The sequence below is a fragment of the Saccharopolyspora sp. NPDC000359 genome (assembly GCF_040300525.1).
GTDB lineage: Bacteria > Actinomycetota > Actinomycetes > Mycobacteriales > Pseudonocardiaceae > Saccharopolyspora.
In genome coordinates this window covers 49,822-71,040 of record NZ_JBEPDU010000038.1, presented here as the reverse complement: position 1 = coordinate 71,040, position 21,219 = coordinate 49,822, and the positions used below count along the sequence as shown (strand labels likewise).

Annotated in this window: 18 protein-coding genes; 8 read left to right on the top strand and 10 right to left on the bottom strand. The window is 72.8% G+C overall.

Features of this window, described 5'->3' with window-relative positions; genetic code table 11:
* Positions 1–5: 5 nt before the first annotated feature.
* The 3 genes from ABT324_RS23235 to recA all read right to left on the bottom strand — a co-directional run bounded on the left by ABT324_RS23235 (position 6) and on the right by recA (position 2,732).
* A complete protein-coding gene (locus ABT324_RS23235; protein WP_351181285.1) occupies positions 6–668 on the bottom strand; it encodes an HAD family hydrolase in 663 nt (220 codons plus the stop codon).
* 386 nt (positions 669–1,054) lie between these two features.
* Positions 1,055–1,675, bottom strand: a complete 621-nt coding sequence (locus tag ABT324_RS23230) for a regulatory protein RecX (protein ID WP_351181312.1) — start codon at positions 1,673–1,675, stop codon at positions 1,055–1,057.
* A 13-nt stretch (positions 1,676–1,688) separates the two neighbouring features.
* Positions 1,689–2,732 (bottom strand): recombinase RecA, encoded by a 1,044-nt coding sequence (gene recA / locus ABT324_RS23225; protein WP_351181282.1) that lies wholly within the window; start codon positions 2,730–2,732, stop codon positions 1,689–1,691.
* A gap of 262 nt (positions 2,733–2,994) precedes the next feature.
* On the opposite strand from recA, the gene ABT324_RS23220 reads away from it, so the two are divergent.
* Positions 2,995–3,801 (top strand): DUF4383 domain-containing protein, encoded by an 807-nt coding sequence (locus tag ABT324_RS23220; RefSeq protein WP_351181309.1) that lies wholly within the window; start codon positions 2,995–2,997, stop codon positions 3,799–3,801.
* Here the strand turns inward: ABT324_RS23220 and ABT324_RS23215 are convergent.
* Positions 3,798–3,992: a DUF3046 domain-containing protein gene (locus tag ABT324_RS23215; protein WP_351181279.1), complete on the bottom strand. Its 195-nt coding sequence runs from the start codon at positions 3,990–3,992 to the stop codon at positions 3,798–3,800. The two genes, ABT324_RS23220 and ABT324_RS23215, sit on opposite strands and share 4 nt — an antisense overlap.
* Positions 3,993–4,029: 37 nt before the next feature.
* Here ABT324_RS23215 and ABT324_RS23210 point away from each other — a divergent pair, with 37 nt between their 5' ends.
* Entirely contained in the window at positions 4,030–4,161 is a 132-nt protein-coding gene (locus tag ABT324_RS23210) for a hypothetical protein (RefSeq protein ID WP_351181276.1), read from the top strand.
* A gap of 6 nt (positions 4,162–4,167) precedes the next feature.
* On the opposite strand, the gene ABT324_RS23205 is transcribed toward ABT324_RS23210, so the two are convergent.
* Positions 4,168–5,973, bottom strand: a complete 1,806-nt coding sequence (locus ABT324_RS23205; protein ID WP_351181273.1) for an Hsp70 family protein — start codon at positions 5,971–5,973, stop codon at positions 4,168–4,170.
* A 164-nt stretch (positions 5,974–6,137) separates the two neighbouring features.
* Here ABT324_RS23205 and ABT324_RS23200 point away from each other — a divergent pair, with 164 nt between their 5' ends.
* The gene (locus tag ABT324_RS23200; RefSeq protein WP_351181270.1) at positions 6,138–10,709 is read left to right on the top strand and encodes an ATP-dependent helicase; all 4,572 of its coding nucleotides are present in this window, start codon (positions 6,138–6,140) and stop codon (positions 10,707–10,709) included.
* A gap of 657 nt (positions 10,710–11,366) precedes the next feature.
* Here ABT324_RS23200 and ABT324_RS23195 read toward each other — a convergent pair.
* Positions 11,367–12,137 carry a maleylpyruvate isomerase N-terminal domain-containing protein gene (locus tag ABT324_RS23195; RefSeq protein ID WP_351181267.1) on the bottom strand — a complete coding sequence of 257 codons (771 nt, stop codon included), beginning with the start codon at positions 12,135–12,137 and terminating at the stop codon, positions 11,367–11,369.
* Positions 12,134–12,583 carry an SAV_6107 family HEPN domain-containing protein gene (locus ABT324_RS23190; protein WP_351181264.1) on the bottom strand — a complete coding sequence of 150 codons (450 nt, stop codon included), beginning with the start codon at positions 12,581–12,583 and terminating at the stop codon, positions 12,134–12,136. Before ABT324_RS23190 ends, ABT324_RS23195 begins: the two co-directional genes overlap by 4 nt.
* Before the next feature lie 348 nt (positions 12,584–12,931).
* Between ABT324_RS23190 and ABT324_RS23185 the strand changes: the two genes are divergently transcribed.
* Positions 12,932–13,501 (top strand): GNAT family N-acetyltransferase, encoded by a 570-nt coding sequence (locus ABT324_RS23185; RefSeq protein ID WP_351181261.1) that lies wholly within the window; start codon positions 12,932–12,934, stop codon positions 13,499–13,501.
* Between the two features lie 98 nt (positions 13,502–13,599).
* Entirely contained in the window at positions 13,600–14,598 is a 999-nt protein-coding gene (locus tag ABT324_RS23180; protein ID WP_351181258.1) for an SGNH/GDSL hydrolase family protein, read from the top strand.
* A gap of 45 nt (positions 14,599–14,643) precedes the next feature.
* Here ABT324_RS23180 and ABT324_RS23175 read toward each other — a convergent pair whose 3' ends face one another.
* Positions 14,644–16,323 carry a DUF885 domain-containing protein gene (locus ABT324_RS23175; protein ID WP_351181255.1) on the bottom strand — a complete coding sequence of 560 codons (1,680 nt, stop codon included), beginning with the start codon at positions 16,321–16,323 and terminating at the stop codon, positions 14,644–14,646.
* Between the two features lie 95 nt (positions 16,324–16,418).
* On the opposite strand from ABT324_RS23175, the gene ABT324_RS23170 reads away from it, so the two are divergent.
* Positions 16,419–17,087, top strand: a complete 669-nt coding sequence (locus ABT324_RS23170; protein WP_351181252.1) for a DUF3153 domain-containing protein — start codon at positions 16,419–16,421, stop codon at positions 17,085–17,087.
* A 17-nt stretch (positions 17,088–17,104) separates the two neighbouring features.
* Here the strand turns inward: ABT324_RS23170 and ABT324_RS23165 are convergent, their stop codons facing one another.
* Positions 17,105–17,971 (bottom strand): methylenetetrahydrofolate reductase, encoded by an 867-nt coding sequence (locus tag ABT324_RS23165; RefSeq protein ID WP_351181249.1) that lies wholly within the window; start codon positions 17,969–17,971, stop codon positions 17,105–17,107.
* 161 nt (positions 17,972–18,132) lie between these two features.
* Here ABT324_RS23165 and ABT324_RS23160 point away from each other — a divergent pair, with 161 nt between their 5' ends.
* Positions 18,133–19,209, top strand: coding sequence for a polyprenyl synthetase family protein (locus ABT324_RS23160; RefSeq protein WP_351181246.1), 1,077 nt, complete (start codon positions 18,133–18,135; stop codon positions 19,207–19,209).
* Entirely contained in the window at positions 19,209–20,678 is a 1,470-nt protein-coding gene (gene crtI, locus ABT324_RS23155; protein ID WP_351181243.1) for a phytoene desaturase family protein, read from the top strand. The genes ABT324_RS23160 and crtI overlap by 1 nt, the downstream gene beginning before the upstream one ends.
* Before the next feature lie 45 nt (positions 20,679–20,723).
* Here crtI and ABT324_RS23150 read toward each other — a convergent pair whose 3' ends face one another.
* A complete protein-coding gene (locus ABT324_RS23150) occupies positions 20,724–21,089 on the bottom strand; it encodes an Rv2175c family DNA-binding protein (RefSeq protein ID WP_351181240.1) in 366 nt (121 codons plus the stop codon).
* Positions 21,090–21,219: the final 130 nt, after the last annotated feature.

The window sequence follows — 21,219 nt, the reverse complement described above, 5'->3', positions numbered from 1 at the left end:
CCGGCTCAGGCGGCGGCGAGCAGGGCCAGGGCTTCGGGGATCGAGTCGACGACCGGTCGCCCGGTCCGCTCCAGGGCCGCGCGGCTGGTCACGCCGGTGGTCACCAGGACACAGTTCGTCCCGGCCTGCTCCGCCGCGTGGGCGTCGTCGAGGACGTCACCGATGAGCACCACGTCCCGGGCTTCGAGTTCCTGCGCGGCCAGGTGGCGGCGCAGGTGCTCGGCCTTGGAGCCACCCCCGATCTCGGCGCGCAGGCCGTCGACGCGGGCGAACAGCTCGAACAGGCCCCGCGCGGTGACCAGGTCGACGAGCTCGTCGTGGAACCACATGGACAGCAGGGACTGGCTGCGGCCGGTCTTCGCCCAGTCCTGCAAGGCGTTCGGCACGCCCACCGCCAGCCCGCAGGAGTCCAGCAGCTCGCGGTACGCGTCGTGGTAAAGCACGTCGATGCGGGCCCAGTCCTGTTCGTCCAGCGACCGGCGCAGCAGGCGCTCGTAGCACTGCAGCAGCGGTCGGCTGAACACCGCTCGCCACTCGTCGATGTCGATGTGCTCGCGGTCGAACTCCGCACAGACGGTGTTCACCGCCGATACCACGGCGTGGTTGTCGTCCAGGAGGGTTCCGTTCCAGTCCCACACGATGTGCCGAGTGCCAGCGAGAGTCGTCATGGCTCGCGACTCTATGAGCTGGCGGTGACATTCCGGCACCCCTGCCAAGATCTGAGAGGCGGCACACAACGACCCGCGACCAGGACGACTTCGCGCGGATCCGCCCTGGCCGGTCCCTCGCCATGGCGCCAGGCCGGTGCGATTTCCATTGGAACTGGTCGTCGAACCCCGATGGGGATCGCTTCGGAGAGGACGATCTCCGGGTGCTGCCATGGGTTGCGCGGAGGAGTTCGCACACGTCGCGGGAGGGACGGACAGCTCCGGAAGAGCGGTAGACCGTGTGCGGCGAGCACGCTGGGCGGGACGATCCGCTGCGCTGCGCCGTCACCGGTGCGCTTCCACGCCTGACCAGGCTCAGCTGGCCAGCGGAGTCTGGGGTTGTCCGGTCACGTGGTGTCGAGGTCCGGGTCTGGTGCCTCGGCTCCGGAGCGCTCGATCTCCTCGCGCACCACGCGGAACGCCAGGCCTTCGGAATAACCCTTGCGGGCCAGCATCCCGACCAGGCGGCGCATCTTGGCCGCGTGGTCCAGCGAGCTCATCGAGCGGAGCTTGCGCTGCACCAGCTCGCGGGCCCGCTCGGCCTCCGCATCGGAATCCACAGTGGACAAGGCGGCTTCCACCAGGTGCTCGTCGATGCCCTTGCGCCGCAGCTCGAAGCCCAGCGCCTTGCGACCCAGGCCCTGTGCGCGCTGCCGCGAGTTCACCCACTCCTCCGCGAAGGAGGCGTCGTCGACCAAGCCCGCGTCGACGAACTTCTGCAGCACGCCGTCGGCGATGTCCTCGTCGATCCCCTTGCGCAGCAGGGCTTGGCGCAGCTCCGAGCGGCTGCGCGCACGCGCCGCCAGGAGCCGGTACACGATGTCGCGCGCCTGCTGCTCGGGGTTGTCGGCCTTGCGCCGCTTCGACTCCGACGCCTCGTCCGGGACCTCGGTCTCCGGGCGGGCGTCGTCGGGGAAGCGGCTACGCGCACCGCTCCCCCGACGCCTGCCACCGTCGTTCATCCGCACCAACACCGGAGGATCAGAACTCGACCGGAGCCGGTTCGGCGTCCTCGGAGTCCAGCGTCGCGCCGATGCCGAGCTTCTCCTTGATCCGCTTCTCGATCTCGTTGGCGACGTCCGGGTTCTCCCGCATGAACCGGCGGGCGTTCTCCTTGCCCTGGCCCAGCTGGTCGCCCTCGTAGGTGTACCAGGCACCGGACTTGCGGATGATGCCCTGCTCGACGCCCATGTCGATCAGCGAGCCCTCGCGGCTGATCCCGACGCCGTAGATGATGTCGAACTCGGCCTGCTTGAACGGCGGCGCGACCTTGTTCTTGACCACCTTGACGCGGGTCCGGTTGCCGACCGCGTCCGAGCCGTCCTTGAGCGTCTCGATCCGCCGCACGTCCAGCCGCACCGAGGAGTAGAACTTCAGCGCCTTGCCGCCGGTGGTGGTCTCCGGGGAGCCGAACATCACGCCGACCTTCTCACGGAGCTGGTTGATGAAGATCGCGGTGGTCTTGGCGTTGTACAGCGCCGAGGTCAGCTTGCGCAGCGCCTGGCTCATCAGCCGGGCCTGCAGACCCACGTGGCTGTCGCCCATCTCGCCCTCGATCTCGGCGCGCGGCACCAGCGCGGCCACCGAGTCGATGACGATGATGTCCAGCGCGCCGGAGCGGATCAGCATGTCCGCGATCTCCAGCGCCTGCTCGCCGGTGTCCGGCTGGGACACCAGCAGCGAGTCGGTGTCCACCCCGATCGCCTTGGCGTACTCCGGGTCCAGCGCGTGCTCGGCGTCGACGAACGCCGCGGTGCCGCCCTGCTTCTGCGCGTTGGCCACCGCGTGCAGCGCGACCGAGGTCTTACCGCTGCTCTCCGGGCCGTAGACCTCCACGATCCGGCCGCGCGGCAGGCCGCCGATCCCGAGCGCGACGTCGAGCGAGATGGACCCGGTCGGGATGACCTCGATCGGCGCGCGGGTCTCCTCGCCGAGTCGCATGACCGACCCTTTGCCGAACTGCTTGTCGATCTGGGCGAGCGCCAGCTCCAGCGCCTTGCCCTTGTCCGGTGTCGCTGCTGCCATCGGGGTCCACCTCGGTCGAGTCGTACTTCGTCGTCGTTGTTCAGATCAGACGCTACGGGCAGGGACCGACAATCCGGCCGCGGGGTTCGCCGACCTCGATCCCGTTCCCCCGCATCATAAGCGAACGGATGTTCGATCAACCTCCCGACACGCCAGGCGCTTCACCTGGTCGTGTGACAGTGCGATCACCTCGGCCCAGGCGGACACTCGGAGGACCACCCGGCGTCCGCCGCCGCGACCCGAGGAGGTGCCGATCGTGCGCATGGACCGATACCTTCCCCCCGACCACCCGCTCAGCCGGTTCTACCGGATCGCGGCCGCCATCTTCGGCGCCTGCCTGCTGGCGTTCGGCGTGCTGGGCGTGGCCAACCGGGTGCCGCTGTTCACCACCAGCGGCATCGACATCCTCGGGCTGTCCAGCAACGGCCTGCTCGCCTGGGTCTCGATCGCGGTGGGCGCGGTCCTGGTCGGCGCCGCGGCCTGGGGCGGCCCGGTGGCCTCCACCACCACCGCCGCGGTCGGCATCCTGTTCTTCCTGTCCGCGCTGATCAACCTCGGGCTGCTGCACACCCCCTGGAACCTGTTCGCGTTCAAGCTGCAGAACGTGGTGTTCAGCTTCGTCGTCGGCCTGGTGCTGATGTTCTTCGGCTTCTACGGGCGGATCAGCGGCAACCTCCCGCCGGACAACCCCTACGCCCGGTACCGGCACCACGAACCACCGGTCGAGGAGCTCCCCGAGCAGCGGCAGGAGGAGGACCGGCAGGCCGACGAGGGGCGCATCGCCGAGATCCAGGAGCTCTACCAGGCCGAGATGGCGCTCGCCGAAGGCCACCCGACCCCGCAGCAGGACCGGCTGGTGCGCGCCGACCTCTGGCGCATCCGGCAGGAGGAGCGGCGCCGCGCCTACCAGCACTACCTGGAGTCCGGCCGGACCCCGGAGCAGCAGGTCAGCGCCCAGAACCTGTGGGCCGACTTCGAGCCCCCCAAGCGTGCCGACGCCCCGCAGCCGTCCGAGTCACCGAAGCACCGCGACGTCCCCGAGCGCGGCGGCACCCAGACCGAGACCTAGCGGCGCTCGGCGGGCACTTCGAAGGCCTCGCAGACCGCCTGCCAGACCTCCTTGGTCGACAGCCCGGCCTCCAGGGCCTGGTCGACGGTGCGCCCTCCAAGCGACGAGAAGACGTGGTCCTGGGCCAGCATCTCGGCGCGGACCCGACCGAACTCCTCGGCCATGCGTTGGCGGAAAGCTGTGTGGCGCATCGCCCGCCAGCCTACGCGGCGCCAGTACCCTGGTGGTGTGCTGCTCCTGCTGCAGGCCGATCCGACGGGGCTGTCCACCCCGCTCGGCAAGGTCGTGATCGCCCTCGGACTGCTGGCCGCGATCGTGGTCGCGGTGCGGTTCCTGTGGGAGCAGCGCAACCGCCGCTGAGGCCGCTCAGGCCAGGCCCGGCTGGACGGTCCGCTCGAACTGGTCGGCCAATTCGTCGGGCCGCAGCTCCTGGTCGGGGTTGGGCTGCAGCAGCATGCCGACCAGCGGCCGGTCGTCGACGGTGAACACCAGGGTGCCGAAGTCGATGCCGGTGACCGCCCGGTAGCTGCCGGACAGCCCGTTGCCGGTCCAGTCGGCCTCGACCTGGTCGCTGTGCACCCCGTGGAACGACAGCAGCAGGTCGGCGCGCGCGGCGGCCGCCTCCTGCGAGTCCAGCTGCGTGTAGACGATCTGGGTGCCCTCGTTGGGGTTGCCGATCGAGCAGGACACCACGGTGCCGCTGAGCTCCCGCAGCCCCGGCACGACCCGCTGCCAGCCGGGCGCGCAGTTGGCCCGCTCCGGGACCGTGCCCGCGAGGTTGCGCAGGCACGAGGTGAAGCCCTTGTCGTCCCGGGGCCCGGGTTGGAAGCACTCCGAGGCGCTGGGCGCGGGCGAGCTGCCACCGAGCCGCACCACGACCGTCACCACGGCGACGAGCACCGCGACCGCGGCGAGGGCTCCCAAGCCGATCAGCAGGTTCCGCCGGGAGCCCGAGTCGGCCTGCGGCTGCGGGACCGGCTGCGAGACCGGGTGCGGGACCGGCTGCGGCGGGGCGACCGGGCGGGTGCGCACGGTGTCGGGCTCGCGGTAGCCGGGCTGCGTGGTGGGCGCCGGGTGGATGTCGTTGGTCCACATCGCCGCGCCGTCGCGGGCCACGTGGTGCGCGCCGAACGCGACCGCGGTCTCCGGCTGGTCGAGGGTGGTCGGCACCACCCGCAGCTGCTCCCCGATCAGGCTCGCGACCAGCGGTAACCGGCTGGAACCGCCCACCAGGTAGATCCCGGCGAGCTGCTCGGGCGCCATCCCGTTGGAGCGCAGCACCGAGGCCAGCAGCTCCACGCTGCGCAGCATGGTGGGGCGCACCATGCCCTCCAGCTCCGCGCGGGTGACCAGCACGTCCTCGAAGGGCTCGGGCATGGGCACCTCGGTCTGCGGGTGCCGGGACAGCGTCTCCTTCGCCGCGCGGACGTCCTCGCGCAGTGCGCGCTGGGCGCGGCGGTCGGCCGTGCTGTCCGGCCGCAGCAGGCGCTGCCAGCGCTGCGGGTCCTTGTTGGAGACCTGCCGCCCGATGTGCTCGAGCAGCGCCTGGTCGACGTCCAGGCCACCGAGGTCGCCCAGGCCGTCCTCGGCCAGCACCACGAAACCGCCCTGGTTGGCGCCCACGATCGCGCAGTCGAAGGTTCCCGCACCCAGGTCGTAGACGGCCAGCACCTGGCCGTGGCCGAGCGCCCGGTCCGGGAACGACGCGAAGTGCGCGGCCGCGGCGACAGGCTCGGGAACCAGGACGAGGTTGCAGTTGAACCCGGCCAGCCGCGCCGCCGACAGCAGCACGTTGCGCCGGACCGAGCCCCACTGCGCGGGGTGGGTGAGGTGGACCTCGTCGGGCTGGGCGCCGCCGAGCTGGCGGGTGGTCTCCTCGGCGACCCGGTGCAGGACCGCGGCCAGCGCGTCGGTGACCGTGACGACGTGCTCGCCGAGCAGCAGGGTGCTCTCGTCGACGCGGCGCTTCGGGTTCGGCTCGAACCGGGACGGGTCCAGCCGGGCGCGGCGCTCGGCGTCCCGGCCGACGATCAGCCCGCCGTCCTCGGCGGCGAACACCGCCGAGGGCATCGTCGCCGACCCGTCCAGCTCGATCACGCGCGGTGGTCGGCCGTGCGCGGCCAGCACCGCCACGGTGTTCGACGTACCGAGATCCACCGACAGGACGCGCACCCGTCCCCCTCCCAGAAAAAGGACCTTCCCGACCCGGAATGCTGCCATGCGGGACGCGGGCGGGAGCACAGATCCCGCGGATCCGGACCCGCCCACGGCTACTTTGGACGGTTCGCGGTCCCGCTCCGGCGCGCGGTGTCGGTGCGTTGGTCCAGCATGGAGGGGTGCGCGATGTGCTGGACGCCTTCTCCCCCGCGACCCGCGACTGGTTCCGCGGGGCCTTCGCCGCGCCCACCGAGGCGCAGCGCGGGGCCTGGGAGGCCATCGCGGCGGGCGAGCACGCGCTGGTCGTCGCCCCGACCGGGTCCGGCAAGACCCTCGCGGCGTTTTTGTCCGCCCTGGACAAGCTGTCCGTGGAAGACGCGCCCGCGGAGGCCAAGCACCGCTGCCGGGTGCTCTACGTCTCGCCGCTGAAGGCGCTGGCCGTCGACGTGGAGCGCAACCTGCGCGCCCCGCTGACCGGCATCCGGCAGGCCGCCCAGCGGCTCGGCGGGGCACCACCGGACATCACCGTCGGCATCCGCACCGGGGACACCCCCGCCGACCAGCGGCGATCGTTCAACCGCACCCCGCCGGACGTGCTGGTGACCACCCCGGAGTCGCTGTTCCTGCTGCTGACCTCGGCAGCGCGGGAGTCGCTGCGCGGGGTGGAGACGGTGATCGTCGACGAGGTGCACGCGGTGGCGGGCACCAAGCGCGGGGCGCACCTGGCGCTCTCGCTGGAACGGCTCGACGAGCTCCTGCCGACCCCGGCGCAGCGCATCGGGTTGTCCGCGACGGTGCGACCGGTCGAGGAGGTGCGCACCTTCCTGGCCGGGGGTCGACCGGTGCGCGTCGTCCAGCCCGAGCACCCGAAGGAGGTCGAGGTCCGGGTCGAGGTCCCGGTGCCGGACATGGCCGAGCTGGGGGCGCCCACCGGCGAGGTGGCGGGCCCGGCGGCGGGCGCCGAGCAGCACACCTCGATCTGGCCGTCGGTGCAGGAGCGGATCCTGGAGCTGATCCGGCAGCACCGCTCGACCATCGTGTTCTGCAACTCCCGGCGGCTGGCCGAGCGGCTGACTGCCGGGATCAACGAGCTCGCCGCCGAGGAGCCCCCGTCGGCGGAGCGGTTCCCGGCCGAGGCGGTGGGCGGTTCCGGGGTGGCCGCCGGTGCGCCGCCGATCGTCGCCAAGGCGCACCACGGCTCGATGTCCAAGGAGCAGCGCGCCGTGGTCGAGGAGGAGCTCAAAACCGGGCAGCTGGCCTGCGTGGTGGCCACCTCCTCGCTGGAGCTGGGCATCGACATGGGCGCGGTGGACCTGGTGATCCAGGTGGAGACGCCGCCGAGCGTGGCCTCCGGGCTGCAGCGCATCGGGCGCGGCGGGCACCAGGTCGGCGCGGTGTCGCGCGGGGTGGTGTTCCCGAAGTTCCGGGGTGACCTCGTCGGGTGCGCGGTCGTGTCGGAGCGGATGGCCGACGGGCTGATCGAGTCGATCGCCTTCCCGCGCAACCCGCTGGACGTGCTGGCGCAGCACGTGGTGTCGATGGTCGCGATGGACGCCTGGCCGGTGCCGCAGCTGGCCTCCGTGGTGCGGCGGTCCGCCCCGTTCGCCGGGCTGCCCGACTCGGCGCTGAACGCGGTGCTGGACATGCTGGCGGGCCGCTACCCCAGCGAGGAGTTCGGCGAGCTGCGGGCGCGCATCGTCTGGGACCGGGTCAACGACGAGCTGCGCGCGCGGCCCGGGGCGCAGCGGCTGGCGGTCACCTCGGGCGGCACCATCCCCGATCGCGGGCTGTTCGCGGTGACCACGCCGGGCGACGACGTGGCGGGCCGGGGCGGGGTGCGCGTCGGCGAGCTCGACGAGGAGATGGTCTACGAGTCGCGGGTCGGCGACACGTTCCTGCTGGGCACCTCGGCGTGGCGGGTGGAGGACATCACCCACGACCGGGTCGTGGTGACCCCGGCGCCGGGCCAACCCGCCCGGATGCCGTTCTGGAAGGGCGACTCGCCGGGCCGCCCGCTGGAGCTCGGCCGCGCCCTGGGCGCGTTCGTCCGGGAGCTGACCAGCGCCGACTCCGCGGCGGCTCGGGAGCGGATCGCGGCCGCCGGGCTCGACGAGTGGGCGCAGGACAACCTGCTGTCCTACTTGGACGAGCAGCGGCGGGCCACCCGGCACGTGCCCGACGACCGCACGGTCGTGGTGGAGCGGTTCCGCGACGAGCTGGGCGACTGGCGGCTGGTGGTGCACTCCCCGTTCGGGGCGAAGGTCAACGGCCCGTGGGCACTGGCGATCGGGGCGCGGATCCGGGAACGGCGCGGCGTCGAGCCGCAGGTCGCCTCCTCCGACGACGGGATCGTGCTGCGGTTGGCCGACGCGCTGGACGACTCCGGTGCGGAGGTGCTACCGACCGCCGAGGACGTGCTGCTGCCTCCTGAGGAGGTCCAGCAGGTGGTGACCGACGAGGTCGGCGGGTCGGCGCTGTTCGCCGCGCGGTTCCGGGAGTGCGCGGCGCGGGCGCTGCTGCTGCCGCGCCGCGACCCGCGCCGCCGCACACCGCTGTGGCAGCAGCGGCAGCGGTCGGCGCAGCTGCTGGCGGTGGCGTCGCAGTACGAGCAGTTCCCGGTCGTGCTGGAGGCGATGCGGGAGTGCTTGCAGGACGTCTACGACCTGCCGGGGTTGACCGAGCTGATGTCGCAGGTGGCTGCGCGGAAGGTGCGGGTGGTCGAGGTCGAGACCCCGACGCCGTCGCCGTTCGCGCGCAGCCTGCTGTTTGGCTACATCGGCATGTTCCTGTACGAGACCGACGCCCCGCTGGCCGAGCGGCGCTCGGCCGCGTTGAGCCTGGACTCGACGCTGCTGGCCGAGCTGCTTGGGTCGGAGGCGCTGCGGGAGCTGCTGGACCCGGAGCCCCTCGCGGAGATCGAGCAGCAGCTGCAGCGGCTCGCCCCGGAGCGGCACGCCCGCGATGCCGAAGGCGCGGTGGACCTGCTGCGCTTCCTCGGTGATCTGTCCACTGAGGAGGCTGAGGCGCGGGGCGTGCGGCCTGGGTGGCTGGCCGAGCTCGCCGAGCAGCGGCGCGTGCTCCAGGTGCGCATCGCCGGGCAGGAACGCTGGATCGCGATCGAGGACGCGGGCCGGGTCCGGGATGCGCTCGGCGTCGCACTGCCGGTCGGGGTGCCCGAGGCGTTCACCGAACCAGTCGCCGATCCGCTGGGCGACCTGCTGATCCGCTACGCGCGCTGCCGCGGACCGTTCACCGCCGACGCCGCGGCGCAGCGCTTCGGGCTGGGTGTGGCGGTCGTGCACACCGTGCTGGACCGGTTGACCGGGAGCGGGCGGCTCGTCCGCGGTGAACTGCGACCGCTGGAAGCCGGGGGCGGCCGGACGCTGGAATACTGCGACGCCGAGGTGCTGCGGCGGTTGCGGCGCGCCTCGCTGGCCCGCCTGCGCGCGGAGGTGGAACCCGTCGAACCTGCCGCGCTGGGGCGGTTCCTGCCCGCCTGGCACGGCATCGGGGCGCGGTTGCGCACCGCGCCGACGGTGGACGACGTGTACTCCGCCGTCGAGCAGCTGGCCGGGGTGCCGGTCCCGGCCAGCGGCCTGGAGTCGCTGATCCTGCCCGCGCGGCTGCCCGGCTACTCGCCCGCGCTGCTCGACGAGCTGACCGCGGCCGGGGAGGTCACCTGGGTCGGGTCCGGCGCGCTGACCGGCGGTGACGGCTGGGTCGCGCTGGCCCCCACCGACGTCGCCGACCTGCTGTTGCCGGACCTGCCCGAGGAACCAGGCACCGACTCGCCGCTGCACCGCGCCGTGGTGTCCGCTTTGGACGGTGGCGCGCTGTTCTTCCGGCAGCTGGCCGACCGGGCCGGTGCGCTGCTGCTGGAGCAGGCCGAGGAAGCACCCGCCGACGACGCGGTCACCACTGCGCTGTGGGACCTGGTCTGGTCCGGCGCCGTCACCAACGACACGCTCGCGCCGCTGCGGTCCCTGGTGTCCGGGCGCGGCGCTGCGCACAAACCTCGCCGCAACGCGCCTCGTGGCCGCTACGCGCGGTTGCGCGCGGGACGCCCGTCGATGCCGAGCCGGAGCGGCCCCCCGACCGTCGCCGGGCGGTGGTCGCTGGCACCCCAGCCCTCGGACGAACCGACTCGCCGCGCGCATGCCCGAGCCGAAGCGTTCCTGGAGCGGCACGGGGTGCTCACGCGTGGAGCGTTGGACATCGAGCGCGTCACCGGTGGGTTCTCCGCTGTGTACAAGGTGCTTCGGGCGATGGAGGAATCCGGGCGCTGCCGCCGCGGGTACGTCGTCGAAGGACTTGGGGCGGCGCAGTTCGCGGTGCCCGGAGCGATCGACCGCCTGCGCGCGCTCTCCCGCGAGGAGAGCGACGACGAGGCCGTGGTGCTGGCCGCCGCCGACCCGGCCCAGCCGTACGGCGGCGCGCTGGAATGGCCTGCCGTGATGGGCGAAACCCGGCACCGGCCGGGCCGCAAGGCGGGCGCGCTGGTGGTGCTCGTGTCCGGCGAAGCGGTGTTCTACGTGGAGCGCGGCGGGAAGTCGCTGCTGTCGTTCACCGAGGACGAATCGGCGCTGCGCGCGGCGGCGGCAGGCCTCGCGCGCGTCGTGCGCGAGGGCTGGCTGGACCAGCTTTCGGTCCAACGTGCCGACGGTGAAGGCGCGTGGGGATCACGCCTCGCGGCAGTGCTCACCGAAGCAGGATTCCGCGCCACCCCCAAGGGCTTGCGCCTCCGCGCCTGAATCCGCCGCAGGATTCCACCGGGTGAGGAGTGGCCACGTCGGCCCGGCTTCACTGCCACGACCGGTGATACCCGGTCGGTTTCCTGCGATGACCAGCTCGTGAACCCGTTGGTGGTGGCAGTGCTGGTCGTCGCGGGCGCAGCGGGGCGTGGACGCTGCACCGGAAGGTTCGCCGGTACGGCTGGCAACTCTCCGGTCTGGTCGCCGGTTCGCTGCTCGTCGCGTACTCGTCCACTCCACCACCTACCTGATCACGATCCTGCGCTTCGCTGCGCTCCTCTCCATCGGCTGAGCCACCGACCCTGTGCTACAGCCCCAACTCCGGTAGGAGGTGGACTCGCCGCGGATCGCCGTTCCACTGGCGGTGGGCGACCGGCCGTGCAAGCACGGGTCCACTCCGGCACCTGCGGCGTGAACCCGCGCTTTTCCGCCGGTTCGAACCCGCACTGCGGTCGGCAGTCGAGGTTCCGAGCAGCACCACCACCGGCCCCCGCACATCGACGAGCCGACTTCGGTGGGGACGGTGTCCGGCTAGTCGGCGAAGGCTGCTGCGCGCAGGGGGCGGATGGCGGTGGAGTCGGCGGGGTGCCACGTCGGGCCAGCACCCGCCCACCCGCGCCGATCGCCCCTGCGGGGCAACCGGTTCCCGCGCCGCGGTCAGCGGGTGGCGAGTTGCAGCAGGCCCCACAGCTGGGCCACCGCGTTCGGGTCGCCGCGGGTCTCCACCGCCCGGTTCGGCAGCCGTCCCCACATCCACAGGTAGACCGCTGCCGCATCGCCCGCCACCACCGCGTCCGGCGTCGTGGTGGCCACGTCGTCCGAGCTGACCACGGCGGTGCCCTCCTGGTCCGCGGTGACCAGCCAGTTGCGCCCGGCCACGTGGACGCCGACCGAGCACGCGTGGCTCGCTGTGATGCCGAGCGCGTGCAGCCGGTGGCCGAACCACACCCGCAGCACCTCGTCGACGCCGTCGGCCGCCACGTCGGGCTCGATCGCGGTGCGCTCCACGCCCGCGGCGGTCTGCACGTCCACCCGGTGCACCGTGGTGGCGTGCAGGACCCGGCGCAGCCAGAACCGGACCTCGTGCTGCTCCGGCCACCAGGTCGGGCACGGGTCGTGCGGTGGCCGGGCCCCGAACTCCGCCAGCAGCCCGGCCAGCCGGATCGCGAACCGGCTGGTCACCTCGCGCAGCTCGGGTCGTTCCGGCAGCTCCCACAGCCGCTCCACCTCCGCGGACCCCAGCCAGCACAACGCGTCCTCGCACAGGTCGCCCAGGTGCCGGATGGTCTGCCCCAGCGTCCGCCCGGAAGCGCTCCACACCGGCGCGTCCGGGTGGGCGTCGTGCGTCGCCGCGGTCAGCAGCTGCGCCTCGATGCCGAGCAGGTCCAGCATCCGCCCGTAGTCCAGCCCCACCTCGGTGCCGTTCACCGCGCCACCCCCAACAAGCTTCGTCCGACGATGTCCAGGAATTCCCGGCTGCGCGCCAGCAGGCCGTCGGCGTCGAGCCAGGTGATGGTCGGCACCCCGGCCTCGGCGGCCGCCCGCCGGTCCGATCGCGCCGCGAAGTAGGCCGCCCACTCCCGCAGTTCGGGGGCGGCCCCGGTTAACAGCGTCCACACGCTGGCCGGACGGCCCTTCTCGTCGCGCCGCCAGGAGCGGGCCACGACGACCGCCGTGGCCGCGCGCAACGCGGCGACGTGCGCGGACACGTACCGCTCGGCGGGGCGCTCCGCCTGCTCCGCTTCGTGCAGGCAGGTCCGGGCGTTGAGCAGCAACGACAGCGAGCCCGCCGGGGTTTCGGCCTCGGGGGTCGGGCCCTGGTCCTCCACGGAGCTCCGCGGAGCGGGAATCGAGAGATCGGTGGAAAAAGACATCGGCGCTCTCCTCTGCACGACGAAGCCGTCCACGCCCACCAGGGCACCGCGCGCTGCCGTGGAGCTCGGGCAGCAGGTCCGAGGCGGTAGGTCCGGCGGCGGGGTGCTTCCCCCACCCCGCCGCCGAACCTCGGTCTCGAACAGGAGTTCATCGAACTTCCGTTCGAACACCTTCAGATTAGCGCGCTCGGCAGATCGACTCAAGCACTGCGCCATAGCTCACCTGTTCGAGTCATGACCAGCGGAGATGATCACCCGGAGGGACGAATCGAACACCGGGTGACCGGGTCGCCACCCCGGCGGCACGCCAGGCAGGACCGCGCGCCGCGGACCGGCTAGTGTTCGGCCGTGACCGCCGCACCACCGCCCCGCTGTGACCGGATCGCCGAGCTGACCACCGACCAGCTCCGGGCCCGCCTGCCCGAGGCCCTGCGGATCTACGTGACCGCGATGGGCTACCCGCCCACCACCGCCCAGCAGCGCGCCCCGATGTGGTCGGCGCACATGCTGCGCGCCGGGTGGCGCTGCATCGGCGCGTTCAGCGAGCAGGACGAGCTCATCGGCATCGGCTACGGCTACCTCGGCGCCCCCGGCCAGTGGTGGCACGAGCAGGTCCGCCGCGGCATGCTGAGCAGCGGCGCCGAGATCGGCGACTGGCTGGACGACTACTTCGAGCTGACCGAGCTGCACGTGCACCCGGCCGGCCAGGGCGCCGGGGTCGGCGAGGAGGTCCTGCGCCAGCTGCTGAGCGGCGCCCCGGGCAGCAAGGTCCTGCTCTCCACCCCGGAGGGCCCGACGCGCGCGTGGCGGTTGTACCGCCGGGTCGGGTTCACCGACGTGCTGCGCAACTACCGGTTCACCGGCGACCCGCGCCCGTTCGCCGTGCTCGGCCGCCCGCTGCCGCTCGAACCCCGCTGACCGCATCCCGGGAAAAACCCGAGAACCTTTCACGAAATCCTTGCCCGAGCCACCTGTGATCGTCTTCACTTCGGTGCAGACGATCAGTGGAGGTGCCGATGGGCCGGGTGGGGTTGCTCCGCAGAGCGGGCGGGATCGCGTTGTCGGTGTTGGTCGGGTTCTCGCTGGGGGCGGCCCCGGCGGTGGCCGACGAACCCGAGTACCAGCACTACGTCGCCCTCGGCGACTCGTTCACCTCGGGACCGCTGATCCCGTGGATGCGCCTGGACCCGCTGCTGTGCGGCCGGTCCACCAACAACTACCCGGCGCTGCTGGCGCGCGAACTCGAACCCGCGGAGTTCACCGACGTCAGCTGCGGCGGCGCGGACACCACGGACATGACGCGCGCCCAGGACTGGTACACCGGCCCGCAGTTCGACGCGCTGACCGCGGAGACGGATTTGGTCACGCTGGGCATCGGCGGCAACGACTTCGACGTCTTCGGCGACACCATCTCCACCTGCTCCGCGCTGCGCGCCACCGACCCGGTCGGGTCGCCGTGCCGGGAGCACTTCGCCGTCGACGGCGGTGACGACCTCAAGCGGCGCATCGTGCTCACCGGGCACCGCGTCGCGGAGGTCGTGCGGGGCGTGCAGGAGCGCTCGCCGCGAGCCGAGGTCCTCGTCATCGGCTACCCGCGGATCGTGCCGGAGAGCGGCTACTGCCCGGACATCATCCCGATCGCCGACGGCGACTACCGCTACGCCGACGAGATCGAGCGGGAGCTCAACGCCGCGATCGCCGACGCGGCGAAGCGCACCGGCGCCACCTTCGTCGACACCTACGGCCCGTCACTGGGCCACGACGCCTGCGCCACCGGAGGCGCGGCGTGGATCAACGGCCAGCACCTGAGCCCGGTCGCGGCGCCGTACCACCCGTTCGCCTCGGCGATGGCCGCGCAGGCCAGCATCATCGCCGACGTCCTGGAAGGCGGGGCCCCGGACGTCGGCGAGGCCGAACGAGCCGCCGACCGCGCTGCCGAGGACGCCGCTCGCCAGGCCGAGCAGGCCGACCCCCGGCAAGCCGCGGCCCGCGCCCAGCTGGCCGAGCAGTGGTGACGAGCGCGGGGCACCCGCGACCACGGGTGCCCCGCGCCTGCCGCCTCAGAGGCGGGCGAGCTGCTCGCGCAGGGTGTCCAGCCCCATGCCGCCCATGCGCAGCGCCGTCGTGTGGAACTCCTTGACGTCGAAGTCCGCGCCGTGGCGCTGCTTCGCCTCGTCGCGGGCCGCGCGCCAGAGGCGCTCGCCGAGCTTGTACGACGGGGCCTGGCCAGGCCAACCCAGGTAGCGGTCGATCTCGTCGCGCACCTGGGCCGGGTCGGTGATCGTGCGGGACAGCATGAACTCCAGGCCCAGCTCCGGCGTCCAGCGCTCGCCCTCGTGGAACCCGGTGCCCGCCGGGATCTCCAGCTCCAGGTGCATGCCGATGTCGACCACCACGCGCGCCGCGCGGAACAACTGGTCGTTGAGCATGCCCAGCAGGTCGCCGTCGTCCTCGAGGTAGCCCAGCTCGCGCATCAGGCGTTCGGCGTAGAGCGCCCAGCCCTCGCCGTGCCCGGAGACGAAGCAGGCCAACCGCTGGAACTTGTTCAGCCGCTGCGCCTCGTGCACCGCGGTCGCCACCTGCAGGTGGTGCCCGGGGACGCCCTCGTGGTACACGGTGGACACCTCGCGCCAGGTCGGGAAGTCCTCCCGGTCCGCGGGCACCGACCACCACATCCGGCCAGGCCGGGAGAAGTCGTCGGTCGGCCCGGTGTAGTAGGCGCCGACCCCGCCGCCCGGCGGGGCGATCCGGCACTCCAGCGCCATGAGCGGGTCCGGGATGTCGAAGTGCTTGCCGCGCAGGTCCTGCAGCGCCTGGTCGGACAGCCGCTGCATCCACTCCTCGAAGGCCCGCTGGCCGCGCACCTGGTAGCGCGGGTCGGCGTCGAGCGCCGCCGCGGCCTCGGCCAGCGTCGCGCCCGGCTTGATCCGGTTCGCGATCTCCTTCATCTCGGCCTCGATGCCGGCGAACTCGGCCCAACCCCACTCGTAGGCCTCGCGCAGGTCCAGCCGGGCACCGGTGAAGTACCGCGACCACAGCCGGTACCGTTCCTCGCCGACGGCGTCCTTCTGCGGCGCCTTCGGCAGCAGCTCGCCGCGCAGGAAGTCGGCGAGCCCGGCGTAGGCCTCGGCCGCCTGCTCCGCCGCCGCGTCGAGGTCGCGGCGCAGCGACTCGTCCACGCCGTCTGCCCGCGCCACCATCGCCGCGAAGAACGACTGCCCACCGCGGCCGGACCAGGTGTCGCACTGCTCAGCGACCTTGGCGACCTGCCGCGCCGCCGAGACGTTGCCGTCGGTGGCCGCCGCCAGCAGACCGGCGCGCAGCCCCAGCACCGCCTCCGGCATCCGCGACAGGCGGCGGGCGATGGTCCGCCACTGCTCCGGGGTGTCGGTGGGCATCAGGTCGAAGACCTGCCGCAGCTCCTGCGCGGGGGAGGCGATCACGTTCAGCGCGGACATGTCCGCACCGATCTCGTGCAGCTCCAGGTCCAGCCCCACCCGTTCGGTGAACACCGCCTGCGCGATGCGCTCCGAGTCGTCGCGCGGCTCGGCGGCCCGCACCGCGGCCAGGCTGCGGCTGGCCAGCTCGGCTCGGGCGCGGTGCCCGTCCGGCGAGTAGTCGGTCAGTTTCTCTTCCCCACCTGGCACACCCAGGTACGTCGCGGCGATCGGGTCCAGCGCGGCCAGCTCGTCGACGAACCGGTCGCTGATCTCGTGCACGCCGTCGTGGTCAACTCCCATACCCGCCACGCTATCGCGGGCTGCTGACGCGCACGCACGCGAAGAAGGTGTTCCGCAGTCGGCGGAATCGGCCGCCAGATGCGAAGATCGCCCGCGTGGAGGCCACGAATCCGCGCCGCCGCGCGGCATCGCTGCTGGTGCTGATCACCGTGCTCGGCACGCTGCTCAGCGGGTGCCTGCGCGTCAACGCTTCGCTGAACGTCTCCGGTGACGACCTGGTCTCCGGCGAGGTGCTGGTGGCCACCGAGTCGCCCGACGGGCAGGTGCCGTTCGAGCTGCGCCCACCGGACGCGCTGGCCGACCGGGTGGAGGTCGTGCCGTTCCGCGGTGAGGACCGCGTCGGGTACCGGGTTTCGTTCCAGGACCTGACCTTCGCCGAAGTCGAGGAGCTGGCCGCTGCTCTGAGCCAGTCCGACTCCCGCTACCAGCTGAAGCTGTCCAGGTCGGGTTCGCTGGTGTTCTTCGAGGGCTCGGTGGACCTGACCCCGCTGGTCGACACCGACTCCGCGGTGAACCTGAAGATCAGCGCACCGGGCGAGATCACCAACACCAACGGCGAGGAGTCGGCGGGCACCGTCACCTGGAGCATGCAGCCGGGCGAGGTCACCGAGGTCTCGGCGATCTACCAGTACTCGAACTCCGCGGGCGGGGACTGGATCGGCTGGGCGCTGCTGGTCGGCGCCCTCACCTTCGTCGCGGCGGCGCTGGTGGCCGCGCTCGCCCTGCGCACCCACCTCCGCAACCGCGCCGAGGTGGACGCCTGACCCCCGTGCCGGGGACATCAGAGGCCGAGGGCGGCCACCACCTGGCGCGTCGCCTTGGAACGGTTGAGGGTGTAGAAGTGCAAAGCGGGGACACCTTCGGCGATCAGGCGCTCGCAGAGCCGGGTCACCACGTCCACCCCGGCCTGCCGGAACCCGGCCGGGTCGTCGGCCAGCGGGAGCAGCTGGTCGGCGATGGCTGGCGGCACCGGGCCCCCGGCCAGCTCGCCGAACTTCGCCAGCACCCGGGGTGTCGTGATCGGCATGACCCCGGGCAGCAGCGGCACTTCGCAGCCGCGGGCGGCCAGCCGGTCGCGCAGCCGCAGGAAGTACTCCGGTTCGAGGAACAGCTGGGCGATGGCGAACCCGGCCCCGGCGCGGATCTTGCGGGCCAGGTGGTCGGCGTCGACGTCCAGGTCGGCCGAGCGCGGGTGCCCGTGCGGGAAGGCCGCCACGCCGACGCAGAAGTCGCCGAGCTCGCGGACCAATCGCACCAGCTCCTCGGCGTGCTCCAGGCCCTCCGGGTGGCGGACCCACTCGCCGTTCGGGTCGCCGGGCGGGTCGCCCCGGACGGCCAGTACGTTGCGCACCCCGGACGCGGCGTACCAGCCGATCACGTTGCGCAGCTCGGCCACCGAGTGGTCCACCGCGGTCAGGTGCGCCATCGGGGTCAGGGTGGTCTCCTGCGCGATGCGCCCGGTGGTGCGGATGGTGCGGTCCCGGCTGGAACCACCCGCGCCGTAGGTCACCGACACGAACGCCGGGTCCAGCGGCTCCAGCTCGCGCACCGCGCGCCAGAGCACGCGCTCCTCGCCGTCGTCGCGCGGCGGGAAGAACTCGACCGAGAAGGTCGTCCGCTCGGTCCGCAACCGGTCCACCACTGCCATGCGGCCCAGCATAAGGAGTTCCCGGCTACGCTCCGGAGTCTTCCCAATGACTGGGAGCTAACCGGTAGCCCGGGCAGCCCAAGCCGGATGGCATCGCGGAGGATGGAGACGTGCCCCCATCACATTCGGTTACCGCGCAAGCAACCCGCCAGGACACCGTCGTGGAGTTGAGCCTTCCCGATCAGGTCCAGCAGAAGCTGACCGAATTCCTGCAGTCCCGCCGCGTCGAGGCCGACGACCTCGATCCGGCGTTCGGGGCTGCGGTGGCCGAGCTGGCCGACTTCGTGCTCACCGGCGGCAAGCGCATCCGCCCCACGTTCGCCTGGTGGGGTTGGCGCGCGGGCGGCGGCAGCGACGAGGGCCCGGCCGCGGTGGCGATGCTGCGCGCGGCCAGCGCCCTGGAGCTGATCCAGGCCTGCGCGCTGGTGCACGACGACCTCATCGACGAGTCCGACACCAGGCGCGGCAACCCGACCGTGCACCGCAAGTTCGAGCGGACCCACCGGGAGTCCGGGTTCGCCGGGGACGGCACGCAGTTCGGCATGGCCAGCGCCGTGCTGCTCGGCGACCTGGCGCTGTCCTGGGCCGACGACATGCTGCACAGCGCCGGGATCCCCCCGGCCGCGCTGAACCGCGCGCTGCGGCCCTGGCGCGCGATGCGCACCGAGGTGCTCGCCGGGCAGTACCTGGACGTGCTCGGCCAGGTGCGGGTCGACGAGACCCCGCAGGCGGCGCTGCGGATCTGCCAGCTCAAGTCCGCCTCCTACACGGTGCAGCGCCCGCTGGAGCTGGGTGCCGAGATCGCGGGCGCGACTCCGGCGGCGCTGGACGCACTGCGCCGGTTCGGCTCGGACATCGGCGTCGCCTTCCAGCTGCGCGACGACCTGCTCGGGGTCTTCGGTGACCCCGCCGTGACCGGCAAGCCCGCGGGTGACGACCTGCGCGAGGGCAAGCGGACCGTGCTGATCGCCGAAGCCACCGCCACCGCCCGCGAGCGCGGCGACCAGCAGGCCCTGGACCTGCTGCACAGCGTCCTCGGCGACCCCGCGTTGGACGCGCAGCGCGTCGAGCGGGCGCGGGAGGTGCTCACCGAGCTCGGCGCGGTCGCCGCCGTGGAGGAGCGGATCACCGACCTGACCGGATCGGCCCTGCACGCGCTGCACGGCGCGGGCCTGGCCGAACCCGCCGCCTCGCGGCTGGCCGAGCTGGCCGTCGCCGTCACCGACCGCACCCGCTGATGCGCACCACCGCCGGTCGCAGCGACCACGTCCTGGTGCTGGGTGCCGGGCTCGCCGGGCTCGCCGCGGCACTGCACCTGGCGGGCGCCGGACGGCGGGTGACGGTGGTGGAACGCGCGCCGCTGCCGGGCGGCCGGGCCGGGCTGCACCGGCTGGACGGCTACCGCATCGACACCGGTCCGACGGTCCTGACCATGCCGGAGCTGGTCGACGAAGCGCTGCACGCGGTCGGCGACTCGCTGGCCGACCGCCTCGACCTGGTGCCGCTGCACCCGGCGTACCAGGCGCGCTTCGCCGACGACTCGGTGCTGGACGTGCACACCGACGCCGAGGCGATGGAGCAGGAGGTGCGGCGCTTCGCCGGGCCCGCGGAGGCGGCCGGGTACCGGCGGCTGCGGCGCTGGCTGACCGAGGTGTACCGGGCGGAGATGCACCGGTTCATCGACGCCAACTTCGACTCGCCGCTGGACCTGGTCTCCCCGGAGCTCGCCCGGCTGGCCGCGCTCCGCGGCTTCGGCCGCCTGGGACCGGCGATCGGCCGGTTCCTGGGCGACGAGCGGCTGCGCCGGGTGTTCTCGTTCCAGGCGCTGTACGCCGGTCTCGACCCGCGCCGCGCGCTCGCGCTGTACGCGGTCATCTCCTACATGGACACCGTCAACGGCGTGTGGTTCCCCCGCGGCGGGATGCACGCGGTTCCCCGGGCGCTCGCCGACGCGGCCGCGGACGCGGGCGTCGAGTTCCGCTACAGCACCGAGGTCACCGACCTGGAGCAGCGCGGTGGTCGGGTCGTCGCCGCCCGCACCTCAGCCGGGGACCGCATCAGCGCCGACGCGTTCGTGCTCACCCCGGACCTGCCGGTGGTGCACCGGCTGCTCGGGCACCGGCCACGACGGCGGCTGCGCTGGTCACCCTCGGCGGTGGTGCTGCACGCGGGCACCACGCGCAGCTGGTCCGAGGCGCACCACACCATTTCGTTCGGCGCGGCCTGGGAACGCACCTTCACCGAGATCATCCGCGACGGTGCGCTGATGAGCGACCCGTCGCTGCTGGTCACGCGCCCGACAACGACCGATCCTGCGCTGGCCCCGGCGGGTCGCGAGCTGCACTACGTGCTCGCGCCGTGCCCGAACCTGGCCACCGGCCAGTTCGACTGGGCGCACATCGGCCCGGCTTACCGCGAGGAGCTGGTGCGCACCCTGGAGCACCGCGGCTTCACCGGCTTCGGCGACTCGATCGAGGTGCAGGAGCTGATCACGCCCGCGGACTGGGCGGCCCAGGGGCACGCGGCCGGGACGCCGTTCTCCGCCGCGCACACCTTCCCGCAGACCGGCCCGTTCCGGCCGCGGAACCTGGTCCGCGACCTAGGCAACGTCGTGCTGGCCGGCTCCGGGACCACCCCGGGCGTCGGCGTTCCGCCGGTCCTGGTCTCGGGGAAGCTCGCAGCTCAGCGCATCACCGGGGGGTCGTGAGCGCGGACCGGCGGTCCGCGCTCACGACCACGGTGTTGTTCGTGCTCAGAAGCCCATCGCCTGGGCGCGGCGCTTGACCTCCCGACCCCGGTCTCCGCGCAGGGCGTCGATCGGGGTTCCCGGCAACGAGTCGTCCGGGGTGAACAACCAGCGGAGAATCTCGTCCTCGTGGTAGCCAGCATCCCGGAGCAGGGTGATCGTGCCGGGCAGGCCCTTCACGATCTCGTCGCCAGCGAGGAACACGGCGGGCACGCCGAGCACCGCGTCACGGCGCAGGGCCAGCAGATGTCCATCACGAATCAGTTGGTGCACCCGGGTCACGGAACGCCCGAGCCGTTCGGCCACGGCGTCCAGCGGAACGACCTCCACATCGGGAGCGAGCACATCCGGGGCAGCGGGGATCGCACTCACGCTGCTTACCTTGCCACATCGCGGGGGCCGACGCCGAGCACCGCCCAGCCGGAGATCCACCCGGCCCGGAATACGATCACGATCATGACCCATCCCGCCACCTGGCCCCGGCGCGTCGTCCGCACCTGCC

Bases quoted from the DNA above. Each gene is read 5' to 3' on its own strand.
- ABT324_RS23180 (WP_351181258.1), top strand. From the start codon at position 13,600: ATGGGCCGGGTGGGGTTGCTCCGCAGAGCGGGCGGGATCGCGTTGTCG.
- ABT324_RS23220 (WP_351181309.1), top strand. From the start codon at position 2,995: ATGGACCGATACCTTCCCCCCGACCACCCGCTCAGCCGGTTCTACCGG.
- ABT324_RS23190 (WP_351181264.1), bottom strand. From the start codon at position 12,583: ATGTCTTTTTCCACCGATCTCTCGATTCCCGCTCCGCGGAGCTCCGTG.
- recA (WP_351181282.1), bottom strand. From the start codon at position 2,732: ATGGCAGCAGCGACACCGGACAAGGGCAAGGCGCTGGAGCTGGCGCTC.
- ABT324_RS23235 (WP_351181285.1), bottom strand. From the start codon at position 668: ATGACGACTCTCGCTGGCACTCGGCACATCGTGTGGGACTGGAACGGA.
- ABT324_RS23215 (WP_351181279.1), bottom strand. From the start codon at position 3,992: ATGCGCCACACAGCTTTCCGCCAACGCATGGCCGAGGAGTTCGGTCGG.
- crtI (WP_351181243.1), top strand. From the start codon at position 19,209: ATGCGCACCACCGCCGGTCGCAGCGACCACGTCCTGGTGCTGGGTGCC.
- ABT324_RS23165 (WP_351181249.1), bottom strand. From the start codon at position 17,971: ATGGCAGTGGTGGACCGGTTGCGGACCGAGCGGACGACCTTCTCGGTC.
- ABT324_RS23175 (WP_351181255.1), bottom strand. From the start codon at position 16,323: ATGGGAGTTGACCACGACGGCGTGCACGAGATCAGCGACCGGTTCGTC.